At 61.4% G+C, this 20,758-nt stretch carries 25 protein-coding genes and 1 tRNA gene; 8 read left to right on the top strand and 18 right to left on the bottom strand.

Annotated elements, in window-relative coordinates:
- The first annotated feature begins 5 nt into the window (after positions 1-5).
- The 3 genes from NLY42_RS19925 to NLY42_RS19935 all read left to right on the top strand — a co-directional run bounded on the left by NLY42_RS19925 (position 6) and on the right by NLY42_RS19935 (position 3,644).
- Positions 6-956: a diacylglycerol kinase catalytic domain-containing protein gene (locus NLY42_RS19925; protein WP_081731269.1), complete on the top strand. Its 951-nt coding sequence runs from the start codon at positions 6-8 to the stop codon at positions 954-956.
- A gap of 70 nt (positions 957-1,026) precedes the next feature.
- Positions 1,027-1,437: a GNAT family N-acetyltransferase gene (locus NLY42_RS19930; protein WP_023681545.1), complete on the top strand. Its 411-nt coding sequence runs from the start codon at positions 1,027-1,029 to the stop codon at positions 1,435-1,437.
- A 389-nt stretch (positions 1,438-1,826) separates the two neighbouring features.
- Entirely contained in the window at positions 1,827-3,644 is a 1,818-nt protein-coding gene (locus NLY42_RS19935; RefSeq protein WP_023725740.1) for an ABC transporter ATP-binding protein, read from the top strand.
- A gap of 43 nt (positions 3,645-3,687) precedes the next feature.
- Here NLY42_RS19935 and NLY42_RS19940 read toward each other — a convergent pair whose 3' ends face one another.
- The 7 genes from NLY42_RS19940 to NLY42_RS19970 all read right to left on the bottom strand — a co-directional run bounded on the left by NLY42_RS19940 (position 3,688) and on the right by NLY42_RS19970 (position 8,052).
- Positions 3,688-4,101: a GFA family protein gene (locus NLY42_RS19940; protein WP_023725741.1), complete on the bottom strand. Its 414-nt coding sequence runs from the start codon at positions 4,099-4,101 to the stop codon at positions 3,688-3,690.
- 20 nt (positions 4,102-4,121) lie between these two features.
- Complete coding sequence (locus tag NLY42_RS19945) at positions 4,122-4,586, bottom strand: SRPBCC family protein (RefSeq protein ID WP_023688339.1); 465 nt, start codon at positions 4,584-4,586, stop codon at positions 4,122-4,124.
- Complete coding sequence (locus NLY42_RS19950) at positions 4,583-4,903, bottom strand: ArsR/SmtB family transcription factor (protein ID WP_023681541.1); 321 nt, start codon at positions 4,901-4,903, stop codon at positions 4,583-4,585. The genes NLY42_RS19945 and NLY42_RS19950 overlap by 4 nt, the downstream gene beginning before the upstream one ends.
- Positions 4,904-5,088: 185 nt before the next feature.
- A complete protein-coding gene (locus tag NLY42_RS19955) occupies positions 5,089-5,586 on the bottom strand; it encodes an NUDIX hydrolase (RefSeq protein ID WP_023667541.1) in 498 nt (165 codons plus the stop codon).
- 206 nt (positions 5,587-5,792) lie between these two features.
- Positions 5,793-6,293, bottom strand: coding sequence for a xanthine phosphoribosyltransferase (gene gpt / locus NLY42_RS19960; RefSeq protein ID WP_023667540.1), 501 nt, complete (start codon positions 6,291-6,293; stop codon positions 5,793-5,795).
- 86 nt (positions 6,294-6,379) lie between these two features.
- A complete protein-coding gene (locus NLY42_RS19965; protein ID WP_023681540.1) occupies positions 6,380-7,213 on the bottom strand; it encodes a universal stress protein in 834 nt (277 codons plus the stop codon).
- A gap of 98 nt (positions 7,214-7,311) precedes the next feature.
- Positions 7,312-8,052 (bottom strand): competence/damage-inducible protein A, encoded by a 741-nt coding sequence (locus NLY42_RS19970; RefSeq protein ID WP_023681539.1) that lies wholly within the window; start codon positions 8,050-8,052, stop codon positions 7,312-7,314.
- Between the two features lie 175 nt (positions 8,053-8,227).
- Here NLY42_RS19970 and NLY42_RS19975 point away from each other — a divergent pair, with 175 nt between their 5' ends.
- Positions 8,228-9,229 carry an alpha/beta fold hydrolase gene (locus NLY42_RS19975; protein WP_050586824.1) on the top strand — a complete coding sequence of 334 codons (1,002 nt, stop codon included), beginning with the start codon at positions 8,228-8,230 and terminating at the stop codon, positions 9,227-9,229.
- 65 nt (positions 9,230-9,294) lie between these two features.
- The gene (locus tag NLY42_RS19980; protein ID WP_023688343.1) at positions 9,295-9,567 is read left to right on the top strand and encodes a hypothetical protein; all 273 of its coding nucleotides are present in this window, start codon (positions 9,295-9,297) and stop codon (positions 9,565-9,567) included.
- 119 nt (positions 9,568-9,686) lie between these two features.
- On the opposite strand, the gene NLY42_RS19985 is transcribed toward NLY42_RS19980, so the two are convergent.
- From NLY42_RS19985 to NLY42_RS20000, 4 genes are all read right to left on the bottom strand, one after another.
- A complete protein-coding gene (locus NLY42_RS19985) occupies positions 9,687-9,926 on the bottom strand; it encodes a DUF2188 domain-containing protein (RefSeq protein ID WP_023667535.1) in 240 nt (79 codons plus the stop codon).
- A 59-nt stretch (positions 9,927-9,985) separates the two neighbouring features.
- Entirely contained in the window at positions 9,986-10,264 is a 279-nt protein-coding gene (locus NLY42_RS19990) for a DUF982 domain-containing protein (RefSeq protein WP_032891817.1), read from the bottom strand.
- 84 nt (positions 10,265-10,348) lie between these two features.
- Entirely contained in the window at positions 10,349-10,663 is a 315-nt protein-coding gene (locus NLY42_RS19995) for an SH3 domain-containing protein (RefSeq protein WP_023691186.1), read from the bottom strand.
- A gap of 124 nt (positions 10,664-10,787) precedes the next feature.
- Positions 10,788-11,885, bottom strand: coding sequence for an NADH:flavin oxidoreductase/NADH oxidase (locus NLY42_RS20000; protein ID WP_023701165.1), 1,098 nt, complete (start codon positions 11,883-11,885; stop codon positions 10,788-10,790).
- 143 nt (positions 11,886-12,028) lie between these two features.
- Between NLY42_RS20000 and NLY42_RS20005 the strand changes: the two genes are divergently transcribed.
- Positions 12,029-12,607, top strand: a complete 579-nt coding sequence (locus tag NLY42_RS20005) for an NUDIX domain-containing protein (protein WP_023753305.1) — start codon at positions 12,029-12,031, stop codon at positions 12,605-12,607.
- 88 nt (positions 12,608-12,695) lie between these two features.
- Positions 12,696-13,667, top strand: a complete 972-nt coding sequence (locus NLY42_RS20010) for an ATP-grasp fold amidoligase family protein (RefSeq protein ID WP_023753304.1) — start codon at positions 12,696-12,698, stop codon at positions 13,665-13,667.
- A gap of 370 nt (positions 13,668-14,037) precedes the next feature.
- Here the strand turns inward: NLY42_RS20010 and NLY42_RS20015 are convergent, their stop codons facing one another.
- Positions 14,038-14,226 carry a hypothetical protein gene (locus NLY42_RS20015; RefSeq protein WP_023688348.1) on the bottom strand — a complete coding sequence of 63 codons (189 nt, stop codon included), beginning with the start codon at positions 14,224-14,226 and terminating at the stop codon, positions 14,038-14,040.
- A gap of 724 nt (positions 14,227-14,950) precedes the next feature.
- Positions 14,951-15,172, bottom strand: a complete 222-nt coding sequence (locus NLY42_RS20020; RefSeq protein ID WP_023681532.1) for a hypothetical protein — start codon at positions 15,170-15,172, stop codon at positions 14,951-14,953.
- Between the two features lie 86 nt (positions 15,173-15,258).
- Here NLY42_RS20020 and NLY42_RS20025 point away from each other — a divergent pair, with 86 nt between their 5' ends.
- Complete coding sequence (locus tag NLY42_RS20025) at positions 15,259-16,122, top strand: ATP-dependent DNA ligase (RefSeq protein ID WP_023667527.1); 864 nt, start codon at positions 15,259-15,261, stop codon at positions 16,120-16,122.
- On the opposite strand, the gene NLY42_RS20030 is transcribed toward NLY42_RS20025, so the two are convergent.
- The 5 genes from NLY42_RS20030 to NLY42_RS20050 form a co-directional block, all read right to left on the bottom strand.
- Positions 16,119-16,367: a hypothetical protein gene (locus NLY42_RS20030; RefSeq protein WP_023695401.1), complete on the bottom strand. Its 249-nt coding sequence runs from the start codon at positions 16,365-16,367 to the stop codon at positions 16,119-16,121. The two genes, NLY42_RS20025 and NLY42_RS20030, sit on opposite strands and share 4 nt — an antisense overlap.
- Before the next feature lie 898 nt (positions 16,368-17,265).
- The gene (locus NLY42_RS20035) at positions 17,266-17,457 is read right to left on the bottom strand and encodes a hypothetical protein (protein WP_023667524.1); all 192 of its coding nucleotides are present in this window, start codon (positions 17,455-17,457) and stop codon (positions 17,266-17,268) included.
- A gap of 1,243 nt (positions 17,458-18,700) precedes the next feature.
- Positions 18,701-18,786, bottom strand: a tRNA-Leu gene (locus NLY42_RS20040).
- A gap of 128 nt (positions 18,787-18,914) precedes the next feature.
- Positions 18,915-19,577, bottom strand: a complete 663-nt coding sequence (locus NLY42_RS20045) for an outer membrane protein (protein WP_023753303.1) — start codon at positions 19,575-19,577, stop codon at positions 18,915-18,917.
- 129 nt (positions 19,578-19,706) lie between these two features.
- On the bottom strand, positions 19,707-20,558 hold the full coding sequence (locus NLY42_RS20050; RefSeq protein ID WP_023753302.1) for an alpha/beta fold hydrolase: 852 nt from the start codon (positions 20,556-20,558) through the stop codon (positions 19,707-19,709).
- Between the last annotated feature and the right edge of the window lie 200 nt (positions 20,559-20,758).

Raw genomic sequence — 20,758 nt, forward strand, 5'->3', positions numbered from 1 at the left:
CACGGGTGGCAAGCGACCAGAGCGGCAGGCCGATCGACCGGGTGATCGTCGTCACCCGCAAGACCGAGCTGGAGGAGCTGACGACGCGCTTCAACACGCAGGGACAGGCGCGCTTTTATCTCCGGCAGGCCGGCATGGATTTCGACCCGGTCAAGGCGGCGCATGACGTCTATCACCAGGCGCTCGACCGGGTGATGGGTTCGCTTCCCCAAGGCCTCAAACAGTTGCGGCTCGACCGCGAACTGGTACCGCAGTTCGAATTCGGCTCCGACGCGGTGATCGCGCTCGGTCAGGACGGGCTGGTGTCCAACACCGCGAAGTACCTCCCGTACCAGCCGCTGATCGGCATCAACCCGGACCCGGCGCTTTTCGACGGCGTGTTGCTGCCGTGGAATGCCGACGATACCGAAAAGGTCCTCGGCCTGACGATCGCCGGCAAGGCGAAGCGCCAGGCGGTGGTGATGGCCGAAGCGCGCTCCAATGACGGACGCCGGCTGATCGCCTTCAACGATCTGTTCGTTGGCGCCTCGACGCATGTCTCGGCGCGCTACGAATTGACCTATGGCGGCAGGACCGAGCGCCAGTCGTCGAGCGGCATTATCATCTCCACGGGCGCCGGCTCTACCGGCTGGCTGCGCTCGGTGATGGCGGGCGCCGCGGGACTGGCCGCGGCCTATGGTGACAACTCCGTGCCGACCGTGCCGCCGCAAGGCTATGACCGCGAAGCCGAACAGCTGTTCTTTTCGGTGCGCGAACCGTTTCCGAGCAACACGACCGGCGTGTCGCTTGTGCATGGCGTCATCACCCGCGACCGGCCGCTGGTGGTTTCTTCGCGGCAGAGCAGGGGCGGCGTCATCTTCAGCGACGGGATGGAGCTCGATTTCGTCGAGTTCAATTCCGGCACCCACGTGACCATCGCGATCGCCGACCAGAAGGCCTATCTCGTGGTGCCATAAGCGCGCCACGTGGGCAGCCAAATCACCGGCCGGACTGAATTCGGCCGCCCTCCATTCTTTGCGAGGCACCATGCCCGACTGTGAAATCAGCTTCGACATGTCACGGATCGATTTCCGGGCGACCTCCGATCTGTTGATGGCGAGTTATTGGGGCGCCGGCCGCAGCGATGACTTTCATCGCCGCGCCTTTGGCAACTCGTTCTGCACCGCGGCCTATATCGATAGGAACCAAGTCGGTTTTGGCCGGGCCATCACCGACCGTACGGTGTTTGCCTATCTCGCCGACATCATCATCTGGCCGCAGCATCGCGGCCAAGGCATTGGCACGCAACTGGTGCGGGCGCTCATCAACCACCCTGAACTCAACACGGTCTCGCACTGGAGCCTGTCGACCAGTGACGCGCATGGCCTTTATGAGAAGCTGGGCTTCAAGGCATCGACCGACGGCCGCTACATGCGCCTCGATCGCAACCCGGAATGAGGCATAGCGAGGGGTTGACCCGCTGTTGTTGCAAAATAACCTCACTGGTTGGACCAGTTACGCTTTGCCACGTGCCCGGCCTTGGCGATCCTTCATGGCGTCTCTATAAGGACCGCTCCGCAAGTGTCTTGCGGGAGGTCTGAATGGCAGTATTTCACATGGTAATGCGAGGCCGCGAAGCCTAGGTCTCACCTGGCGTCCGGCGAAGGTTTGCCCTTCGCACCGATGCCGGGTCGAGTACAGGCTTCTGCCGATGCCGGTCGCCACCCGACAACCCGGGGCGCGCCGCCACCCATGCCGAACCTCCGCAGCCCCGGGCGAATTGCCCAGCGCGGTTTTCAATTTTCAGACCTTACCGGGACCGGGCAGATTTGCGCCCGGATGACATCATGGCTCGTTTTCGAATCGATCTGCGTGCAAGCGCCTTTCGCAGCGTTCTTGGCTTCACGCTCAGCCACTGGCGGCGCCAGCCGTGGCGGCTTTCGCTGATCATGGGCAGCTTCCTGCTGTCGACCATAGCGGACGTGTTGACGCCGCTCTATTCCGGCCGGCTGGTCGACGCCGTCGCCAGCAGTGCGTTGGCTGACGATGTCGCGTGGAATGCGGCAATGGCGGCGTTCTTCGCGCTCATCGCTTTGGCGATGACCGGCGTGGTGCTGCGCAACCTGGCTTTCATGGGCATTGTCGAGCTGACGCTGAAGATGATGGCCGACATCGCCGCCGACGCGTTCCATCGCGTGCAACGCTTCTCAACCGACTGGCACGCCAATAGCTTTGCCGGATCGACGGTGCGCAAGGTCACGCGCGGCATGTGGGCTCTCGACCTGCTCAATGACACCATCCTGATTGCGTTGTTGCCGTCGGTCGCCATGCTGGTCGGCTCGACGTTGCTGCTCGGCTGGTTCTGGCCACTGATGGGGCTGGTCGTGGCAGTCGGCTCGCTGCTGTTCATCACGGTGACGGCGCTGCTGTCGCTCGGCTATGTCGCGCCCGCGGCACGGCTCGCCAACAGCTGGGATACGCGGCTTGGCGGCTCGCTTGCCGATGCGGTGAGCTGCAATGCCGTGGTCAAGGGTTTCGGTGCCGAGACGCGCGAGGAGACGCGTCTTGCCAAGGTCGTCGCCAAATGGCGCGCGCGGACCAGCCGCACCTGGGTGCGCGGCACCATCAACGGCACGACGCAAGGCGCCATGTTGCTGGTGCTGCGGACGGCAGTAATCGGCCTGTCGCTGATGCTGTGGGCCTGGGGCCAGGCAAGTGCGGGCGATGTCGCCTTCGTGCTGACCTCGTTCTTCGTGCTGCAGGGCTACCTCAGGGACATCGGCACGCATATCCGCAATTTGCAGCGTTCGGTCAACGACATGGAGGAACTGGTCGATTTCCAGTCGCAACCGCTCGGCATCGAGGACCGGCCCGGCGCCAAGCCGATCCGGATCACGCATGGCCACATCGCCTTCGATAACGTCACCTTCCACTATGGCTTCCACTATGGCAGCCATCGCCTGCCGCTCTACCGCGATTTTTCGGTGGAGATAGCGGCGGGCGAGCGGGTCGGACTGGTCGGCCATTCCGGCTCGGGCAAGACGACCTTCGTGAAGCTGATCCAGCGTCTCTATAATGTCAGCGGCGGCAGGATCCTGGTCGATGGCCAAGACATCTCCCAGGTTGCACAGGCGTCGCTGCGCGCGCAGATTGCCATCGTCCAGCAGGAGCCCATCCTGTTCCACCGCTCGCTGGCGGAAAACATCGCCTATGCCCGTCCGGACGCCACGCAGGCCGAGATCGAGCATGCCGCCAAGCTCGCCAGCGCGCACGACTTCATCACCAGCCTGCCGAAGGGCTACGGCACGCTGGTCGGTGAACGCGGCGTGAAACTGTCGGGCGGCGAGCGCCAGCGGGTGGCGATCGCACGCGCCTTCCTGGCGGATGCGCGCATCCTGATCCTGGACGAGGCGACATCGAGCCTCGATTCGGAATCGGAAGTACTGATCCAGCAGGCGATGGAGCGGCTGATGGTTGGCCGCACGACGCTGGTCATCGCGCACCGTCTGTCGACGGTGCGAGCGCTGGACAGGCTGCTCGTGTTCGACCGTGGCAAGATCGTCGAGGAAGGCTCGCATGACGAGCTGATCCGGCTGAAGGGCGGCATCTACCGCCGCCTGTTCGAGCGGCAGGCGCTGGAACTGACCAAGGGCCTGGTGATCTGAGCTGAACGCAGAGCCCTATCCGAGGGATAGGGCTCTGCCTGGTTCATCCAGGCATTCGCTCGAATGGCTGAAGCGCTGGGTCGATCGTGTCCCAGGCGTGGCCGCGCACGGTGTAGGTGACCGCCTGCGGGTCGAACTGGCCGGGATCATCGAGGCTCGTGGCCTGGATAGCCGTCACCTCCGGCATGGCGACGAACGTTACGTAGACCGGCGTGCCGCAGGTCGGGCAAAAGGCCTGGGCTTTTTCATTGCCGCTGTCGGCGATCATCCGCCACGTGCTCGGCTCGCCGGTGATCTTTACGTCAGCGCGCCGGCCGAAGGTCACATAGGAACAATGGCCAGTACCGCTGCGCTTTTGGCAATCGAGGCATTGGCAGTGGTTCTGAAAGATCGGCTCGCCGCTGGCCTCATAGCGGATCGCGCCGCAGGCGCAGCCGCCGGTAAAGTGCTTGGTCATCATCGTTCTCCGCGGTTGCTTCAGGCCGATTTCGGCTTGGCGAACAGGTCGATGCCCGTGCCGGTTTCGAGGAAGGATTTCATGCTGGACAGCACGGCCGGCCAACCCTGGCTGATGCCCTTGGCCATGCCGCTGCCGGCTTCGAGCTCGTCATGGCTGACGGTCAGCTTGACCATGGTGTCGTATTCCTCGATGGCGAACGTCACCTGGCTGTGCTTGGTCGGATCGTCGGCCTGCGAGGCGTTGGCCCAGCTCATGACCAGCCGGGTTGGCGGCGAGATTTCGACGACCTTGCCAACGAGTTCGACGGTCCGTTCGTCATTGGCGCGGATGTGTTCCCATTTCGAGCCGGGCTTCCAGTCGGAGACGTTTTCGTGGCCCCAGTAGCGCTTGGCGATATCGGGCCTGGTGATGGCTTCGAACACCTTTTGTGGCGTCGATCTGATGTAGGTCACGTAGACAAAACTGGTGGTTTCCCGGGTCATTGGTCGTCTCCTTCGAGTTCTTGTTTCAGGTCGTGCAGCAGGCTCAGCCGCTGCCGTTCGAATTTTCGCACCCACCGCTCGTAGACTTCGTGCAGCGGCACGGGGTTGATGAAATGCAGCTTCTCGCGGCCACGCTTGACCGTGCTGATCAGATTGGCCGCTTCCAGCAGATCGATGTGCTGCGTGGCGGATTGCCTCGCCATGTCGAGATTTTCGCAAAGCTCGCCGAGCGTCTGGCCGTTCTTCTCACACAGAAGATCGAGCAGCATTCTGCGGGTCGGGTCGCCCAGCGCTTTGAAAACCTTGTCGGCGTCCATCGGTCTCACTCATCTTGAAGACACAATATGCAGGTAAATGCCTGCATGTCAAGCTGTGGCTAAGCTTGGCCTGAAGGGGAGGGATTTATAGTGTCGGATTGCTGGCGCGCGGAGCGAAGCACCGAGCCCGGAATCGGGGCAAGAACCGGTGCGGGCGCGCAGGACTATGCAGCGGTGGCTGTGAGCTAGGCTCTAACGACGAACTTGTCGGGATCGGCGCAGAAATGGGCGATGATCTGGCAGAGGTCCGGCTCGTTGACCATGCGTACGGCCTCGGCCCCATTGACCCATTTGCGGGTGCGCGCGCGCTTTTCCTTCCAGCGGTCGGCAACGTGCTCGACCTGCAGCGGAAACACCAGCACTTCGCAAGGGACTTCCTCGCCGGACGCGAGGGCCTTGGCGTAGAAGTAACGACCGGCCTCGAAAAGCGAAATTTTGCCACGCAATCCGGCTTCCTCGCCCGCCTCGCGCGCCGCTGCCTCGCAGAGCGGCTCCCTGGCCTCGGGCCAGCCCTTCGGCAGCACCCAACGCCCGGTGTCTCGGCTGGTGATCAGCATGATCTCGACGCCGTCTTCGTTATTGCGCCATGGCAAAGCGGCAACCTGCAGGCGACAAGGCGAAGTGCCGAAGAGCTTGCGGACCCTTTCAGCCAGATGGTCGTGTGTCGCCGGTGTCGTCAGCATCAGTGAAAGCTACCCCAGCCCTCAGAATCGTTAGCCGCCGTATGAATCTTACCGACAAGTGTAAGTCTTAAAAGTAAAAAACATCACACCAACCGTCCAATCCGCCAACAGGCGTCGATTCGACAGAATAATGTGCCTTCCAGTGTCTGTTTTCATAGCAGACGGGGCGGGTTTGGCCGTCTGGGCAGAAATGGGGCTGGCGCGAATCAGCCGGCGTGATCGTCGGCGATCGGCTTCTGGTAGGTGAAACCCATGTCCCAGGGAAAGTAGATCCAGGTGTCCTGGCTGACTTCGGTGATGAAGGTGTCGACCAGCGGCCGGCCTTTCGGCTTGGCGTAGACGGTGGCGAAATGCGCCTTGGGCATCATGGCGCGCACGATGCCTGCCGTCTTGCCGGTGTCTGTGAGGTCGTCGATGATCAACACGCCCGCGCCATCATCGGCGAGCAGCGCCGGCGTGATCTCCTTCAGCACCTGCAATTGCCCCTGGCTGGTGTAGTCGTGATAGGAGGCGACGCAGACCGTCTCGATGACGCGTATGCCGAGTTCGCGTGAGATGATGGCAGCGGGAACCAGGCCCCCACGGGTGATGCAGACGATGGCCTTCCACTGACCCTTGTTGGCGCCGGCAAGCCGCCAGGCGAGCGCCCGGGCATCGCGGTGGAACTGGTCCCAGGAGACCGGAAAGGCTTTTTCGGGAAGGGACATTCTGCACTCCGCGCGCAACATTGTGGAATGCGCGCGGAATTAACTGGAAAGTCAGGGCATTGGCAAGGGCGGGGCCAGCTGTGGAGTTACCGCGACAAAAAGGCCGCAACCGGCACGCTGCGCAACACGGTGCGCGTGACGCCGCCGAACAAAAGCTGACGCAGCCAGGAATGGCTGTAGGCGCCGAGCACCAGAAGGTCGGCTCCGGTCTCGGCGATCCGGGTCTGGATGACGTCATCGACCGAAGCATTACCCGATTTCTGCACCGACACGCTGACCGTTGCGCCATGCCTGGAGAGTGCCGCGGCGATCTCGGCGCCGGCGGCTTCCGGGTTGTCATCCAGCGTATCCGGCGGATCGATGACCAGAATGTCGGTCTTTTCGGCCTCGATGATGAAGGGCAGCGCGTCGAAGGCGGCACGCGCCGCCTCCTTGCTGCCGTTCCAGGCCAGCAGCACATGTTTGAATGTGGTGACCAACGGCCCCTCATGCGGCACCACCAGCACTGGCCGGCCGGCATCGTAAACCAGCGTGTCGACATCGGCGCTCGTGTCGCCCCCGGTCTCGCGCTGCGCGGCAATAATCAGATCGGCGGCGCGCACGCTGGAAATACCCGTCAGCGCGCTGTCGCCGGAAAAGCTCTCGAGGCTGCGCCATTCGAAGGAAAGGCCGGAATTCTCGATCCGCCCAACGAAAAGCGCCTGCAATTTCTCGGCGCGCTCGCGGTTCATGTCGGCGGAGACCTGCAGGAACTCAGTGTCGGGGAAGCCGGTTGCCGAGGTGTAGGGAACGGGCAGCGCTTCGGCATGGATGCCGATGAGATGGCTCTCGAACCGGTCGGCAAGCGGGATGGCGCAGTCGAGCACGCGTTCGGCGTCCTGTTCGTTCTGCAATATGGCGACGATGGTCTTGAAGCGCATGCGAAATCCCTCAAATCTGCCAGCGCGTGCTGCGCCCGAGGGAAAACGTGGGAGTGCGGTGCTTGGTTCCGGCCCGGCGATGGTCCGCGAACCCAGGGTCAATTGGCGGCGGTGAAGCCGGCCACCATCGCCTCGACGTCCTTGCGTGCCGAATCCAGCGCCTCCTGGCTGCGGGCGCGGACCACCAGCTCCGTCCAGAATTTGCCGTCGCCATATTTCGGATAGGAGCCGATGATGGTGTCGGGATGCGCCTTCTGGATGTCGCCCAGGGGACCGCCGATCAGGCCTTCGCCGAACGGGCAATGGACGGTGGCCGACAGCATCTTGGTGCCGGCCTTCAGCGTCGGCACGACATTGTCGAGCATGGCCTGGAAAATCGCCGGCACGCCGGCCATGACATGGACGTTGCCGATGCGAAAGCCGGGCGCGACGGAGACCGGATTGTCGATATGGTCGGCGCCGCGCGGCATGCGCGCCATGCGCTTGCGGGCCTCGGTGTATTCGATGCCGCGCGCGGCATAGCTCTCGCCCAGCATGGCATAGGCCTTGGCGTCGTATTCGCACGGCACCCCAAAAGCCTTGGAAACGGAATCGGCGGTGATGTCGTCATGCGTCGGGCCGATGCCACCGGTGGTAAAGACATAGGTGTAGCGGGCGCGTACGGCATTCACCGCAGCGACAATCTCGTCCTCCTCGTCGGGAACGATGCGCACTTCCTTCAGGTCGATGCCGATGGCCGTCATGATGTCGGCGAGGTGGCCGATATTTTTATCCTTGGTGCGGCCGGACAGAATCTCGTCGCCGATGACAAGCATGGCGGCAGTGACGATTTCAGGCATGGAAGGCTCCGGCAAACAGGCCCGTTGGCAGACAAGGTCGCCTGAGGCAGAAAGAAGGTCGCCTGAGATAGCGCGCCATCGAACTGGCGGCAATGCCGACACAAGCCGCCATCTGCCTTGCCGAGCGTTCGTCAGTGGGTGATGGTGCGCGCCGGTCCGCTTCCCGGGTGAAAACATGCTGGTATCGATTCTGCTTTGGCTTGTCGCCGGCCTGTCCGTGCTGGCTCTCGTCATCGTGGCCTGTCTGGTGGCCGCTACGCTCTGGATTGCCGCCAAGGCCGAAAGGCTGGTGCCGGCCAGCGGAAACTTCGTCGAGATCGACGGCAGCCGCATCCATTATGTCGAAACGGGCGAGGGACGGCCGATCCTGTTCGTGCACGGACTTGGCGCGCAACTCCACCAGTTTCGCCACACGCTGTTTGAGCGCTTTGGCCCTGGCTACCGCCTCATTGCACTCGACCGGCCGGGATCGGGCTATTCTGTTCGCGCGCGAGGAGCCACCGGCCGTCTGCCTGAACAGGTCGAGATCATCAGGCGCTTCATCGAAACACTCGGGCTGGAAAGGCCGCTCGTGGTCGGGCACTCGCTGGGGGGCGCCGTCGCGCTGACCCTGGCCTTGGAGCATCCCGGCGCGATTTCCGGCATCGCTTTGCTGGCGCCGCTGACGCATCTGGAAGCCGGCGCCCGCGAGAAAGCGGGCCTGCTCTATATCCGTTCGCGGCTTTGGCGCTGGATCATGGCCTACACCGTCGCGATACCGACAAGCCTCAGATATGCGCGGCAGACACTGGAGTTCATCTTCGCGCCGCAGGCCGTTCCCGCCGACTACATGATCGATGGCGGCGGATGGCTCGGGCTGAGGCCAAGCCATTTCCATGCAACCTCCACCGATTTCGTAGCGGTCGAACAGGATCTTGGCCGCATCGAAGAGCGCTATGAAGAGATCGCCATGCCGGCCGGCATTTTCTTCGGGACAGCCGATCGCGTCATCGCCATGCGCATACATGGGGAGCCGATGAAGGACAGGATCGAAGGGCTCGATTTCGAGACGGTCGAAGGCCTCGGCCACATGCCGCAATTCGTCGAGCCGGACCGCGTCATCGCCTTCATCAAGCGCATTGCCGAGCGGACATTCGCCGGCCAAGACCTCACCACAGCCTCACAACAATTTCACTGAACCATTCGGCTGATATCCGGTTTTACCCCGTGTCGCACCCAAGGCGGCGGATACGGAGTAATTCAATGTACAGGAAAGTTTTTGCAGCATCCGTGCTGACGATCGGTCTTGCCACATCGGCGATGGCGCAGTCATCGGACAGCACGTATTCCAACCATCACAGCTGGTGGCCGTTCGGGAACGAGCAGTCATCGACCGTCGACCAGAGCACCACCGGCAGCATCAATGCCGACGGCAGCCAAGGCTATGGCGGCGCTACGGGGCCGTGCGCCTCCGACCCGTCAGGACCCTATGGAAATGTGAGGCCCAACGTGAACGATCAATATTGCGGCAAGTGATCAAGCCGCGGCTTCGACTGACCGGCAGGATGTCCCGCCTGTTTGTTTTGACACGCAATTCCCAAGGGAATTGCTTAGGCGAGCATCCATGGCCGGCAGCGAAAGCTGAGGGGCAAGGATCAGTCGGAAACTTCGGTCTGCGGCCGGTCGCGGCCGTCGGCCAGTTCGTCGTGCCACTTGCCTTCGGCATCCTCATACTGGATGCCGTCCGTGGCGCCGGCGATCTGCTGTTCGGCCGAGGCGATCTCGGCGGCGCGCAGCGCATCCTGGTGGGTCGGGAATGTCTCCGAGAATGTCGAACCGACCTTGTAGGCCCAGCCCCCGTCATGCTCGACGATCTTGTAAGTCAGCTTCGCCATGGAATCCTCCGGTTCGTCCGTCCGCTCAATGCGGCCCGTTTTTCATTGCAATTTGGGCTTCAATGCAACTTGGCGTCTGGCAGCCGGTCTTCGGGAACCAGCACTTCCGATTCCTTGGCCGCTTCGATCAAAGCCCTGCGTGCATCGGCCGTCGAACGATAACCTTCCAGCACTTTGAGGCAAGTGTCGAGAGCATCACGATGGCGCGGGCCGCGATTGAGCGGCCACACCGTCATCAGACACTCCGCCGCTTCCTGGGTGCTGCGGATCTGGCGATATTTGCCGACATGGCCGAGTTCGACCACGACCGGGGTTTCAAAAGGTTTGTTATCCATGATGGCCGCAACGCAAAGCAGCCAATATGGTTGCAAAAGTGGCCGTCAGCCTGCGCCCAAACGTCTCACCAACCGCAATCGTTGGTCTCAGTAACCGCAGTCGTTGCGCAGCCAGTGGGCGTTGGCCCAGCCGGTCCGTCCGCCGATTTCGACCTGGTACCAGTTGCCGCGGCGGTCGAAAATCTCCGTGTGGTCGCCGTTGAACAATTGCCCGATCATGCGCGACGACGAGTTCGGCCGTGCGCGCACGGCGAGAAACCCGCTGCCGGTATCCAGATCGTAGTGCCTGGACAGGCCGTGCACCGTGCCTTCGCAATATTGCGCGCCGACCGGAGACGACGCGGCGAACGACAGTGCGACCACCAGAGCGGCTGCCGCCGGATAGATTGCCCTTGATGCCATGGACTTTGCTCCCAATCCGGCCGCCAAGGCGGCCTGCCCCCAGGGACTATAGCGGGCGGATTAACGCGAAGCTGCGGCAATCTGTCCAGCAGATGCGTTTGGCGCATCCGTCGGCGCTGCCTGTTCAGCCCTTCGTCCAATGCTGCATCGTCGTCACCGAGCGGGCGAGCTGTGGCGCGGGATGGATTTTCTCGCTGAAGGTGGCGGCGGCGCGCCAGCCCCAGCGCGGATCGGCGAGGAAGGCGCGGGCCAGCGCGACTATGTCGGCGCGGCCGTCGGCGACGATCGCCTCTGCCTGCGAGGGATCGTCGATCAGGCCGACAGCCCGTGTCGGGATGCCGGCGCCCTTGCGCACCGCTTCGGCCAGATGCACCTGATAGCCGGCGCCGGTCGGCAGCTTCTGCAACGGCGAATTGCCGCCGCTCGAACAGCAGATATAGGCAACATCAAGCGCCTTCAAAGCTTTGGCCACCTCGATCGCCTCTTCGACCTCGAAGCCGCCATCGACCCAGTCCTTCACCGACAGGCGGGCGCCAAGCATCAGGTTTGGAACTGCCTTCCTCACCGATTTGGCGATCTCGATGAGGAAGCGCATGCGGTTTTCCAGCGAGCCGCCCCAGCGGTCGGTGCGCTGGTTGGAAAGCGGCGACAGGAACTGGAAGATCAGATAGCCGTGCGCGGCGTGCAACTCGAGGAAGTCGAAGCCGGCGCGCTCGGCCCGCTTCGCGGCTTGAGTGAAGCGCTCGATAAGCTGCAGGATTTCATCCTCCTCCAGCGCATGCGGCACATTCCAGCCGGTGTCATAGGCGATGGCCGAGGCCGAGACGGTCTGCCAGGGATCCTCGCCCGGCTGCAATGGGCCGCCGCCTTCCCAGGGCTTTCGGTTGGAGGCCTTGCGGCCGGCATGGGCAAGCTGAATGCCGAATTTCGTTTCCGGCGCGGCGACGCGCCTTGCTGCATCCAGCGTGCGCCGGGCGGCCGCCTCGTTGTCGTCGGAATAGAGGCCGAGGCAGCCATGGGTGATGCGGCCGCGCCGTTCGACGTCGGTCATCTCGACGGTGACCATGCCGGCGCCCGACATCGCCAGGTTCATCCAGTGATAGAGATGCCAGTCGCTGGCCGAGCCATCTTCGGCGGAATACTGGCACATCGGCGCCACCGCGATACGGTTCGGAAAGGTCAGGCCGTCGAGAGCGATCGGCTGGAAAAGCGCTGCGGTCATCAAAAAACTCCGGAGAGGGACTGCAGCTATTTAGGCGATGGCAGTTGCCGGCACCAGACACGAGGCGGTGAAAGCGTCGCCGTTTCGGTTGCGCGCAAAACCGTTCGCGGTTACGCCATGGCGCCGACAGCTTGGAGCTCATCATGGAAGATCGTATCCGCATCCGCTCGGAGGAAGTCCTGTCCGACGACTGGGCGGTCCTGAAGAAGACTATTCTCGATTACCGTCGGCGCGACGGGCAGTGGGAGACGCAGATTCGCCAGACCTACGATCGTGGCGACGGCGCGGTGATCCTGCCTTTCGATCCCGAGCGTCAGACGGTGCTTCTGGTGCGGCAGTTCCGCTACCCCGCCTACGTCACCGGCCACCGCGAACCGCTGATCGAGGCCTGCGCCGGCCTGCTCGACAAAAACGATCCCGAAACCGCCATCCTCAAGGAGGCCGAGGAAGAGCTCGGCTATCGCCTACAGAACATCGAGCGGCTGTTTTCCCCCTATATGAGCCCGGGCAGCGTCACCGAACGGCTGTGGTTCTTCGTGGCGCGCTATTCACCCGCCGACCGCATCTCGGCCGGCGGCGGCGCGGCCGACGAGGGCGAGGACATCGAGGTTCTGGAAATGCGGCTTGATGAAGCGCTGGCCGGCATTTCAGACGGCCGCATCATCGATGCCAAGACGATCATCCTGATCCAGCATTTGAAACTGTACCCGATGAAGGGCTAGCTCGGCGAAGCTCGACGTGCCTCACTGCTGCGGGCAGGGTGGCCGTCCACTTCGCGGATGAAGTTGCGCAAGTTGCAAGGACACCGGAATGGCGCGTGGCGCAAAGGCATGGCTGAAGCGAAACAGCGCGCGGGCATCTCTCCTGTTGCTGAACGCCGCGCTGCTTGTCCGCTATCGCCGGTTGACCCAGCGTTTCCTTGAGCGAATGCGGCATCTGCCGAATTTTGCAGCCCCGGTGACGTTCACGGAAAAGGTCCACTGGCGCAAGATTTTCGATGACGATCCTCGCTTTATCGGCCTTCTCGACAAGCTCAAGTCCAAGGAAATCGTCAGGGAGCGGCTTCCCGGGCTCGCCATCCCGGAGGTGCTGTGGCAGGGCGACGATCCGCGCCAGATCCCCTTCGATGACCTGAAAATCCCATACGCCGTCAAATGCAACCACGGTTGCGCCATGAATGTCATCGTTCGCGATCCGGCCAACGCCGACCGGGAGGCGATCATTGCCGAGATGACGGAATACCTTGGCCAAACCTATGGCGCCCGCAAGCTGGAGCGCAGCTATGCGCACATAGAGCGGCGGGTTTTCGTCGAAGCGCTTGTCGGCAAGGACCAGGATTATGACCCGGTCGACTACAAATTCTGTGTGCTGGCTGGCCACGTCGCCTACATTGTCGTCGTCGCCTTCCGTTCCACGGTCAAGAATACCGCCCACCTGGATCGCGATTGGCGCCCGCTGAACATCGTCCAGGGCGCGATCGACTCGAGCCTGGAAATTCCCCCTCCCAAGAGCCTGGCGCGGATGATCGAGGCAGCCGAGGCGCTCGGCAGCGAGTTCGACATGGTGCGTGTCGATTTCTACGAGGAGGAGGGGGAGCCGATCTTCGGAGAATTCACGGTCTACCCACGCAGCGGCTTGCTGCAATTCGACCCGGCTGCCTTCGACCGCGAACTGGGCGCGCATTGGGATATTGGCGCGTCAGGTTACCTCAGTCGTTTGCCCAGCCGATTTGCCCAACGATACAAGGCGATGCTCGTCGCCGCCGGCTATCTCGACGTTTGAGATGGCTGCCTTGGGTGGCGTGCCACCCGAAGCTCGAAGAGCGAAGGGTGGTGCGGAGAACCCATACGATTAGAGATCGAGGCAAACTGATAGCTCAGCAGGTCAATAGCCGTGATTTCGAAGTGCTGCCTCAACTGAGCCGTAGCGGTCAATTTGCCCTGCTGGGATCAATCTTCGTGAGCCGCTGCCTGGTCTCGACCACGCGCCTTTGCGCAGATCGGATTCGGCAAGGCGAGATTCATAGCGACGCCGCAGTCTTCATCGAGCAAGTTTTCAGCGCGCTTCCTGCTGCGACTCGGCCGATTACCGCTAAGGTTACCGGCAAGCTCTCCCACGTCCGGACTGGGTCGAGATCATTTGAAGAACTCTTTCAGCTTGTTGAGTCGACTGTCGCCAGAGGCCTTCCGGCCTTCAGGACACGCCGCCTCGCCGATCGTATCCTGCTGGATAAAGCGAGGTTCTCAGCCACCATTTTCTCGCTGAGTACCAGCGCGAACTCGGTCTGTTTGATGCGCTGCTGAGCATCAGCGAGTTGCATCGTGAAAAGATCGGTTGCCATTGTTGATCCGGGATCCGCGAGATTCATGATTGCGTAACACATGGCGGCCGAAATCGTTCCTAGTTGTCGGGCGAAGCCGGTGCCGCAAAGGGCGGCTGAGTTTCAACTTCCGACCCGACCAGACGTCCGCGAGCGCCAAGGCATCGAGAGCCCAGTGATCGGAGGGCCACGACGAGCGGGCGCAACCCGACCACTTAAGTGATCAGCCTCGCTACAGCCTTGACAGGTACAGTCGCGGCCTCATCAAGGGGAGGTATCAATGGTCTCGGCGATTGGAAACCAACATCGGCAGGCAGCTGAAACTCGACCGAAACCCGCAAAGACAGAACCGGGCGAAGGATTTGCGCCAGGCAAAAGCGCAGACAGCGTAGGACATCGCGCCAAGGCAATGGCGGCAGAAAGTGGCGACACGGATTCTGGCGCCCAGGGGCGCGCCGCATCGACAATCGCCAGGATGGATATCACCGTTTTGGCTCCACAGAGCGAAGAGCCGCCTTTGGAGTAGCCCGGGCGGCCGTGCCGCTGCCTCAGTCCTTGTGCAGCACAACGCGCGCTGGCTACGCTCGGTGGCCATCGTCGTCTCGAAACACTTCGGGCGTTGCACTGCCGCGAGCCGCCTTCGCTGCTGGTCGAGGGGCTGTAACCCTTGGTGAGGCCGGCATCGCCTCGCCGGTCGTTGCGAGCCCACGATCGGGCGGCCAAGCGACCTTCCCTGTGTCGGTCTCTATTTGATACTAGGGGACGGCGGTTTCATCACGGGCAGTTGCAGCTGGTCAATGGTTGCGACGATGCCGGCGGCAATGGCTTCCGCCTCATGGATCAGTTCCGGACCATAGAGCCCATTGACCATCTCTTCGCTCGGCAGCACGCCAGGAGGACAGTGCTCTTCCATTGTGCGCCGGATGAGCGTCAGCGCTGCCCGGCATTGGTCGGCTTCGATCTTCATAGCTCTTCAAACATCCAATTCGTCTAAAATGTTCCGGAACTAATTTAGCGATAGCTAATTGAAGTCGTGGTTCTGCGAGTCAGTGCATGCGTCTGAAATTCATCAAGCCTATGGAACCCGAACTGGTCGACACGCCGCCGATGGGCGATGATTGGATTCATGAGATCAAATTCGATGGCTACCGCACCCAGGTCATCAAGGATGATGACGGGATTCGGCTGATCACCAAGAACGGTTATGATTGGACGGGCCGCTACATCCAACTTGCCGGTGAGGCGGAAGCGATCGAGGCGAAAGACTTCATCATCGACGGCGAGACCATTACGATCAATGAGGCTGGCCTATCCGACTTCCATGCGCATCAATCAGCCGCGACCAGCCGCAAGCCGTCGCGCGATCTGTATCTGCTAGCATTCGACCTCTTGCACCTGAACGGGCATGACTTGCGGAACACGCCGGTGGAAGACCGTCGCGAGATCCTCCGGGCGTTGATCCCGGACGGCGGCCGAATCCAGTTCAGCGAAGCGATGCCGGGCACTGGCGACGCCGTCTTTCATCTGGTCGACCAGGCTGGGCTTGAAGGTATCGTTTCAAAGCGGAAGGGCAGCAAGTATCGGTCGGGTCCGACGACGAACTGGCGCAAGATCAAGTGCTATGCCGAAAAGGAGATGGACATCATCGGCGTGCAGCGCGAGGCCGGCAAGCCTGCCATGGTGCTGATGGCCGACAAAGGCCACTATGCCGGCGGCGCCTTCGTCACCTTCAAGGCGGACAAGCGCCAGCGCCTATGGGACCGCGTGCAAGGCAAGATTGGCGGGCCGGCGCCGAAAGGGCTCAAGAGTGACAAGGCCGAATGGCTAAAGCCGGGCCTGGTCGGCCGCGTGCGGTTCCTAAAGGGCGAGGAGAAGCTTCGCCATGCCAAGCTGCTGGATTTCCGGGAGGAGACTTAGCCCGGAGGCTTGTCCCGGGGCTGTGCCGGTCCTGTCCCGTTCCACTGGATGAACTTCGCCCTCTGGCCGGTGATGGTCTCGATCGACTTCAACAGGGGTCCATGGACCTTACGTAGAGCTTGGTAGTGCTCGCCGTGGTACGCCAGGAGCGGCCCGACGATGCTCTTGTGCAGCGCTTCGGCTGCCGCCAGGAAGCGCTCGATTTCAGCCCGGGAAAGTTGTTCCGAAGGTTTGGTTCTGGCCATTGGCGCTCTCCATTGAGGGGTCGCCGCAACGAGGACTATAATCCTACATGCCGGACTGCCTGACAAGAGGGCTCGCCGGCCTTACCCCGCAGGTAGCAGTAGGGCGACGGCGCCAAGCGCAGCATCAGGAGCAACCACCAGCAAAGATGAGCAACGGCAGGCCCGGCGACCTCCTTTGGCACACGGGACAAACAAGAAGGTCGCCGAGCCTTACCGGCGCTGCTTTGTGAGGGAGACGACGCCGGATGAGATGAGAGTATGCGATCGTGCTAATCTCTGCGAACCATGCGAACGAAGGAAAGCCTTGTGGCACCGACGTTGAGATCAAGGTCGGCGGGGCGCTGATCGCTGCGGCAGGATTCTTCCAAAGCGGTAGTGAGTCCAGAGCGGAACATTAGCGTCGGCTAACGGTTAATTCGGCAGTGTTCCGAACCGTGATTGGTAGAGCGATGGTGACGTTTCATCTTGTCTATTTTTCCGGCCTGACGGCAGACCAGCTGCTAGGCAGCGCCGTTTCTATCCTGGCGTGTTTGCTGCTTTATAACGCTCTGGCTACGGACGCCTGACTGATAGGTCGGCCAGCGGCCCGGCATCCTTGGCAGCCGGCGATTGCCATCCCGATGCCAACTTCAAGACCTATCACGAGGCCAAAGACAAGCTTGCCGACGAAATCAATGGCGAGGGCCGGACAGGACGCCACACGTCCAGGCAGGGCTCTCTGAGGGCATTGGCGATGCCCGTTGCCTCAAGGTGGCGAGCTTTTTTAGTTAATAGGCCTCCGCGCTGGGCAATCTGTTCCGAGAGCTTCTGTGATGCCTCTATGACGTGGCAAACCTTGGAAAAGGTTTCCGTGGCAGGACCGGGGTACGATTCTAACCAACTAGGGCTGTATAGGCCACTAGCGCCCGACGATCCGGCTAATCATGTCGTCGTCAGGTGCGCTGTCGGTGAATTCCCGTAGGAGCGCCTTCGCGTGGTCTACCCAATGCTCTTCAGCCAGGTTCAGCTCCCGAACGGATCTCCTGAAGGTCTCGCACACCACATCGAAATCGAAGGCGTCAATGCTGTAGCCTTCCTCGTCATGGTCCATCGGCCGCCTCCCCCAATGGGGGAAACTGTACGGAATCGTACGAAGCAAGTGCAAGGGCATTCAAAAGCAATTGGCTGATGCCGCCCGATCGTTCCACAATGTGTTGCTAATATGCAGCACCGACTGAATCTCCGATCAGCGGCACTTGTGGTTGGTTCCAACAGCTGCGCGTTGACGGCAAGATGCCAAAGCCAACGACATGCGGGCGACGAAGATGGACAAGCGACAAAACACAAGAAATGTTGAGTTGGTCGGTCTTCTGGCCGTGCCGTTGTCAGTTCTAATCACGCTGCTGATAGCTGGAATGATCCTTTGCTGAAATGTTTGAGTGGCAAAAGGCTGGGGCGGGTTTTTCCCCTTTGAAAGAAGTCACGATGTCCCTATCCGTCGAACCCCCGATATTGCCAGAGGATAGCCCAGACCGTGAGGTGAACTGTGAAGTCGCATTAGAAGCCGCGTTTGCGGCCTTGGTGACTGCGTCAGAAGCGCAAGGTTGGACGCCACAGGAAACGGCTGCAACTCTTCTTAAAATCGCGACGGAGCATGCCCACCGGGTTGAGGCCGCTGCGGCCCCAGCCGGCTCCCAAGGGAGTGCTTGACCTGGCCCGCGCGGTCGGTCGCTACCGACAGGAGTGTTGCAGCAGGTATTCCAGCAAGAGTGTTAAACCTCTTCAGTTTTGTCCCTCTCCTCTGCCAATGCGCTTTTATCAAAGCCAAGCCCCAGTGGCATCGGCATGATAAGGTCTGTGAGTTGCGGCTTACACTCGAAGAGGATTGCCCTGGCCAATAGGTGGCCGGCTCGCAAAGGTCTTTGAGACGTTCTGCAGCCACATCCTCTATGCCGACATGCTCCATAGCGTATGAAGAGCTACCAGCACGCTTGTAATATAGCTTTTGATCGCTGCGGTGTGGTCGACGTTCCGACCGTGGCACGTCGATGACTATGAAACCGGCGTTTTGGTCGGCATTCGATGCAAGTCCGGCGACACGGATACCGTCGTTTTTCGGCTGCATTAGATCCCCAACTGCCGAGCTTACGACCGAAAGGGCTACAGGTTCGGGATTTGGCTCAAGCGCAGTTGCGCCGTCAGCCCCGTCACTGTTCTTACGGCAGCCAATACCGAACACCAAAACTCCAGCATGGCAGTTCCTGGCTTTGTATCCCGGCTCTACGGCTACCCGCGTCAGCCTTTTCTATGGTAGCCAGTGAGTTCTTACAGAACGAATCCTAAGCATTTCAATTTGGTGCGGACGACGGGAATCGAACCCGTACGATCAGAGATCGAGGGATTTTAAGTCCCTTGCGTCTACCAATTCCGCCACGTCCGCAGGCCAGCCCTTTTCAGACGCCAGCGAAAACCCGTCAAGCCATCTTTTGCCGAGTGTCGGACTCATGAAAGGTGGTTAGTGATGGCAAAACAGTTGGTTGTTGCCAAAATCTCAGTCGCCGAGAAGGCTCAGAATTTGTAGCTGAGATTGATACCGACCGCGTTCATCTTCACATCCTGATCGCGATCGTTGAAGGGTTCCGCCACGTCATAGTGCTCGGAGCCGAAATCGTAATAGCGATATTGCGCGCCGACGATGAATTTGTCGGTCAGCGCGTAGTCGACGCCGGCGCCCAAGGTCCAGCCGACATTCGTGCGTGTGCCGGCGAACGACGCGCCCGCGACTTGCGAAGTTTCGATGCCGGCAAAGGCGACGCCGCCGACGCCGTAGACCAGCACGCGGTCCATGGCGAAGCCCGCTTTGGCGTTTACAGATCCGAACCACTTGATGTCCGTGCGGAATGTGCTTCCAAGGCCTGATACCGCCGTACCGTCGACGGCGGAATAATTGAGCTCCGCCTCGGCGCCGAGCACCGCCTGATCGAACTGCCACAGGCCGGCGACATGGCCGCCGACGAAACCGCCGTCAATGTCGGGCGAGATGGAAAACGGCGCGCCTTCTGTCACTGATATGTCGGACTGGCCCCAGCCGTAGCCGGCCTGCAGGCCGGCATAGTAGCCGGTCCAGTCGAAGCCTGGTTCGGTCATCGGCACCGCCATCGGGTCGGCGGCGAACGCCGGCGCGGCCAGAGCAATCAGAAATCCGGCACTGGCAATGGTCAGACAGCGCATCGAGTTCTCCGAAAAGGCGGTTAAGAAGGCGCCTTGCCGGAAGGTAATCCTATTCGTCGCAAAACGGAACCCATTGTTCAACAATCGGAAGCACCCGTTGCTGTGCTGGGGTGCTCTATTTTGGGGGCGCTATTTGGCGTCGATGAAGTCCAGCGCCGCCTGACTATATTCGTCCGGCGCCTGCAGCATGGCGAAATGACTGGCGTTGGGCAGGATGATGAGCTTGGCGCCCGGAATGACGGAGGCCATGTATTCGGTGTGTTCGCGCTTGATCGCCTCGTCATGGTCGCCGGCAACGATCGCGGTCGGCGTGGTTATCTTGCCGAGCTGTTCCTTGGTCCAGGCCGGCTCCGACTCCCACATGTGGCTGATCTGCGCCACGAAGGCATCGTACTGGTCGGGAGTCTTCGACAGTTTCTTGTAGTCGCGGCCCGAGCGGTCGATATAGGCGGCAAAGGTCTTGTTGGTCAGCACACCCGGATCGACGCCATCGGTGGTGACGTTGGCGGCCTGCGCAAAGAGCCGTGTCAGCCGCTCCGGATGATGCAGCGCGATGTCGATGCCGATAATGCCGCCGTCGCTCCAGCCGACAAGAGCGGTCTTGTCGATCTTGAGATAGTCGAGCAGCGCAAGATAGTCCGACGCCATGAGGTCATAGCCGTAAGCTTGCTCGGTGCGGGTAGAACGGCCATGGCCGCGGCTGTCGGCGATGATAACCATGTGCGTCTTGGACATCGTCGCCACCTGGCTTGCCCAGATGTCGCCATGGCCAAGGCCGCCATGGATCAGGAGAATCGGATCACCGGCGCCGAAAACGGCATAGTACATCTGAATGCCGTTGACCGGCGCATATCCGCTCTGATCCGGTTTGGGCATCGCCGCCGGCTCCGGCAAGGTCTGCCAACGCTCCTCGGCGGATGCAAAGCCGGACGAGATCAGGAACAGGGTGACGAAGGCGAATGCTTTCAGGAACCGGATCATGACTTCACCTCAGGAGGTTTCGGGCTCATCACAACAAAAACCCGCCTCGCGGCGGGTCGTCGGCGCAAATCAGCACGATCGCCAGAATAGTAGCATAAGTGCCGGCACAAGCCAAACTGAATGACTGCACCGTTGATGCTGTCGTCGGGGTGAACAGGTGCAGCGCATCCGCCCGGGCGAGTTCTCATCGACCGGATTTC

The organism is Mesorhizobium sp. C372A (genome assembly GCF_030323245.1).
Lineage (GTDB): Bacteria > Pseudomonadota > Alphaproteobacteria > Rhizobiales > Rhizobiaceae > Mesorhizobium.

Excerpts from the sequence above, each read along its gene's own strand:
- NLY42_RS19975 (WP_050586824.1), top strand. The coding sequence starts at position 8,228 with ATGCTGGTATCGATTCTGCTTTGGCTTGTCGCCGGCCTGTCCGTGCTG.
- NLY42_RS20030 (WP_023695401.1), bottom strand. The coding sequence starts at position 16,367 with ATGGCCAGAACCAAACCTTCGGAACAACTTTCCCGGGCTGAAATCGAG.
- NLY42_RS20000 (WP_023701165.1), bottom strand. The coding sequence starts at position 11,885 with ATGACCGCAGCGCTTTTCCAGCCGATCGCTCTCGACGGCCTGACCTTT.
- NLY42_RS19950 (WP_023681541.1), bottom strand. The coding sequence starts at position 4,903 with ATGGACGCCGACAAGGTTTTCAAAGCGCTGGGCGACCCGACCCGCAGA.
- NLY42_RS20045 (WP_023753303.1), bottom strand. The coding sequence starts at position 19,577 with ATGCGCTGTCTGACCATTGCCAGTGCCGGATTTCTGATTGCTCTGGCC.
- gpt (WP_023667540.1), bottom strand. The coding sequence starts at position 6,293 with ATGTCCCTTCCCGAAAAAGCCTTTCCGGTCTCCTGGGACCAGTTCCAC.
- NLY42_RS20025 (WP_023667527.1), top strand. The coding sequence starts at position 15,259 with ATGCGTCTGAAATTCATCAAGCCTATGGAACCCGAACTGGTCGACACG.
- NLY42_RS19980 (WP_023688343.1), top strand. The coding sequence starts at position 9,295 with ATGTACAGGAAAGTTTTTGCAGCATCCGTGCTGACGATCGGTCTTGCC.
- NLY42_RS20015 (WP_023688348.1), bottom strand. The coding sequence starts at position 14,226 with ATGGCAACCGATCTTTTCACGATGCAACTCGCTGATGCTCAGCAGCGC.
- NLY42_RS20005 (WP_023753305.1), top strand. The coding sequence starts at position 12,029 with ATGGAAGATCGTATCCGCATCCGCTCGGAGGAAGTCCTGTCCGACGAC.
- NLY42_RS19965 (WP_023681540.1), bottom strand. The coding sequence starts at position 7,213 with ATGCGCTTCAAGACCATCGTCGCCATATTGCAGAACGAACAGGACGCC.
- NLY42_RS20050 (WP_023753302.1), bottom strand. The coding sequence starts at position 20,558 with ATGATCCGGTTCCTGAAAGCATTCGCCTTCGTCACCCTGTTCCTGATC.
- NLY42_RS19995 (WP_023691186.1), bottom strand. The coding sequence starts at position 10,663 with ATGGCATCAAGGGCAATCTATCCGGCGGCAGCCGCTCTGGTGGTCGCA.
- NLY42_RS19945 (WP_023688339.1), bottom strand. The coding sequence starts at position 4,586 with ATGACCCGGGAAACCACCAGTTTTGTCTACGTGACCTACATCAGATCG.
- NLY42_RS20020 (WP_023681532.1), bottom strand. The coding sequence starts at position 15,172 with ATGAAGATCGAAGCCGACCAATGCCGGGCAGCGCTGACGCTCATCCGG.
- NLY42_RS19970 (WP_023681539.1), bottom strand. The coding sequence starts at position 8,052 with ATGCCTGAAATCGTCACTGCCGCCATGCTTGTCATCGGCGACGAGATT.
- NLY42_RS19985 (WP_023667535.1), bottom strand. The coding sequence starts at position 9,926 with ATGGCGAAGCTGACTTACAAGATCGTCGAGCATGACGGGGGCTGGGCC.
- NLY42_RS20010 (WP_023753304.1), top strand. The coding sequence starts at position 12,696 with ATGGCGCGTGGCGCAAAGGCATGGCTGAAGCGAAACAGCGCGCGGGCA.
- NLY42_RS20035 (WP_023667524.1), bottom strand. The coding sequence starts at position 17,457 with ATGGACCATGACGAGGAAGGCTACAGCATTGACGCCTTCGATTTCGAT.
- NLY42_RS19940 (WP_023725741.1), bottom strand. The coding sequence starts at position 4,101 with ATGACCAAGCACTTTACCGGCGGCTGCGCCTGCGGCGCGATCCGCTAT.
- NLY42_RS19955 (WP_023667541.1), bottom strand. The coding sequence starts at position 5,586 with ATGCTGACGACACCGGCGACACACGACCATCTGGCTGAAAGGGTCCGC.
- NLY42_RS19935 (WP_023725740.1), top strand. The coding sequence starts at position 1,827 with ATGGCTCGTTTTCGAATCGATCTGCGTGCAAGCGCCTTTCGCAGCGTT.
- NLY42_RS19930 (WP_023681545.1), top strand. The coding sequence starts at position 1,027 with ATGCCCGACTGTGAAATCAGCTTCGACATGTCACGGATCGATTTCCGG.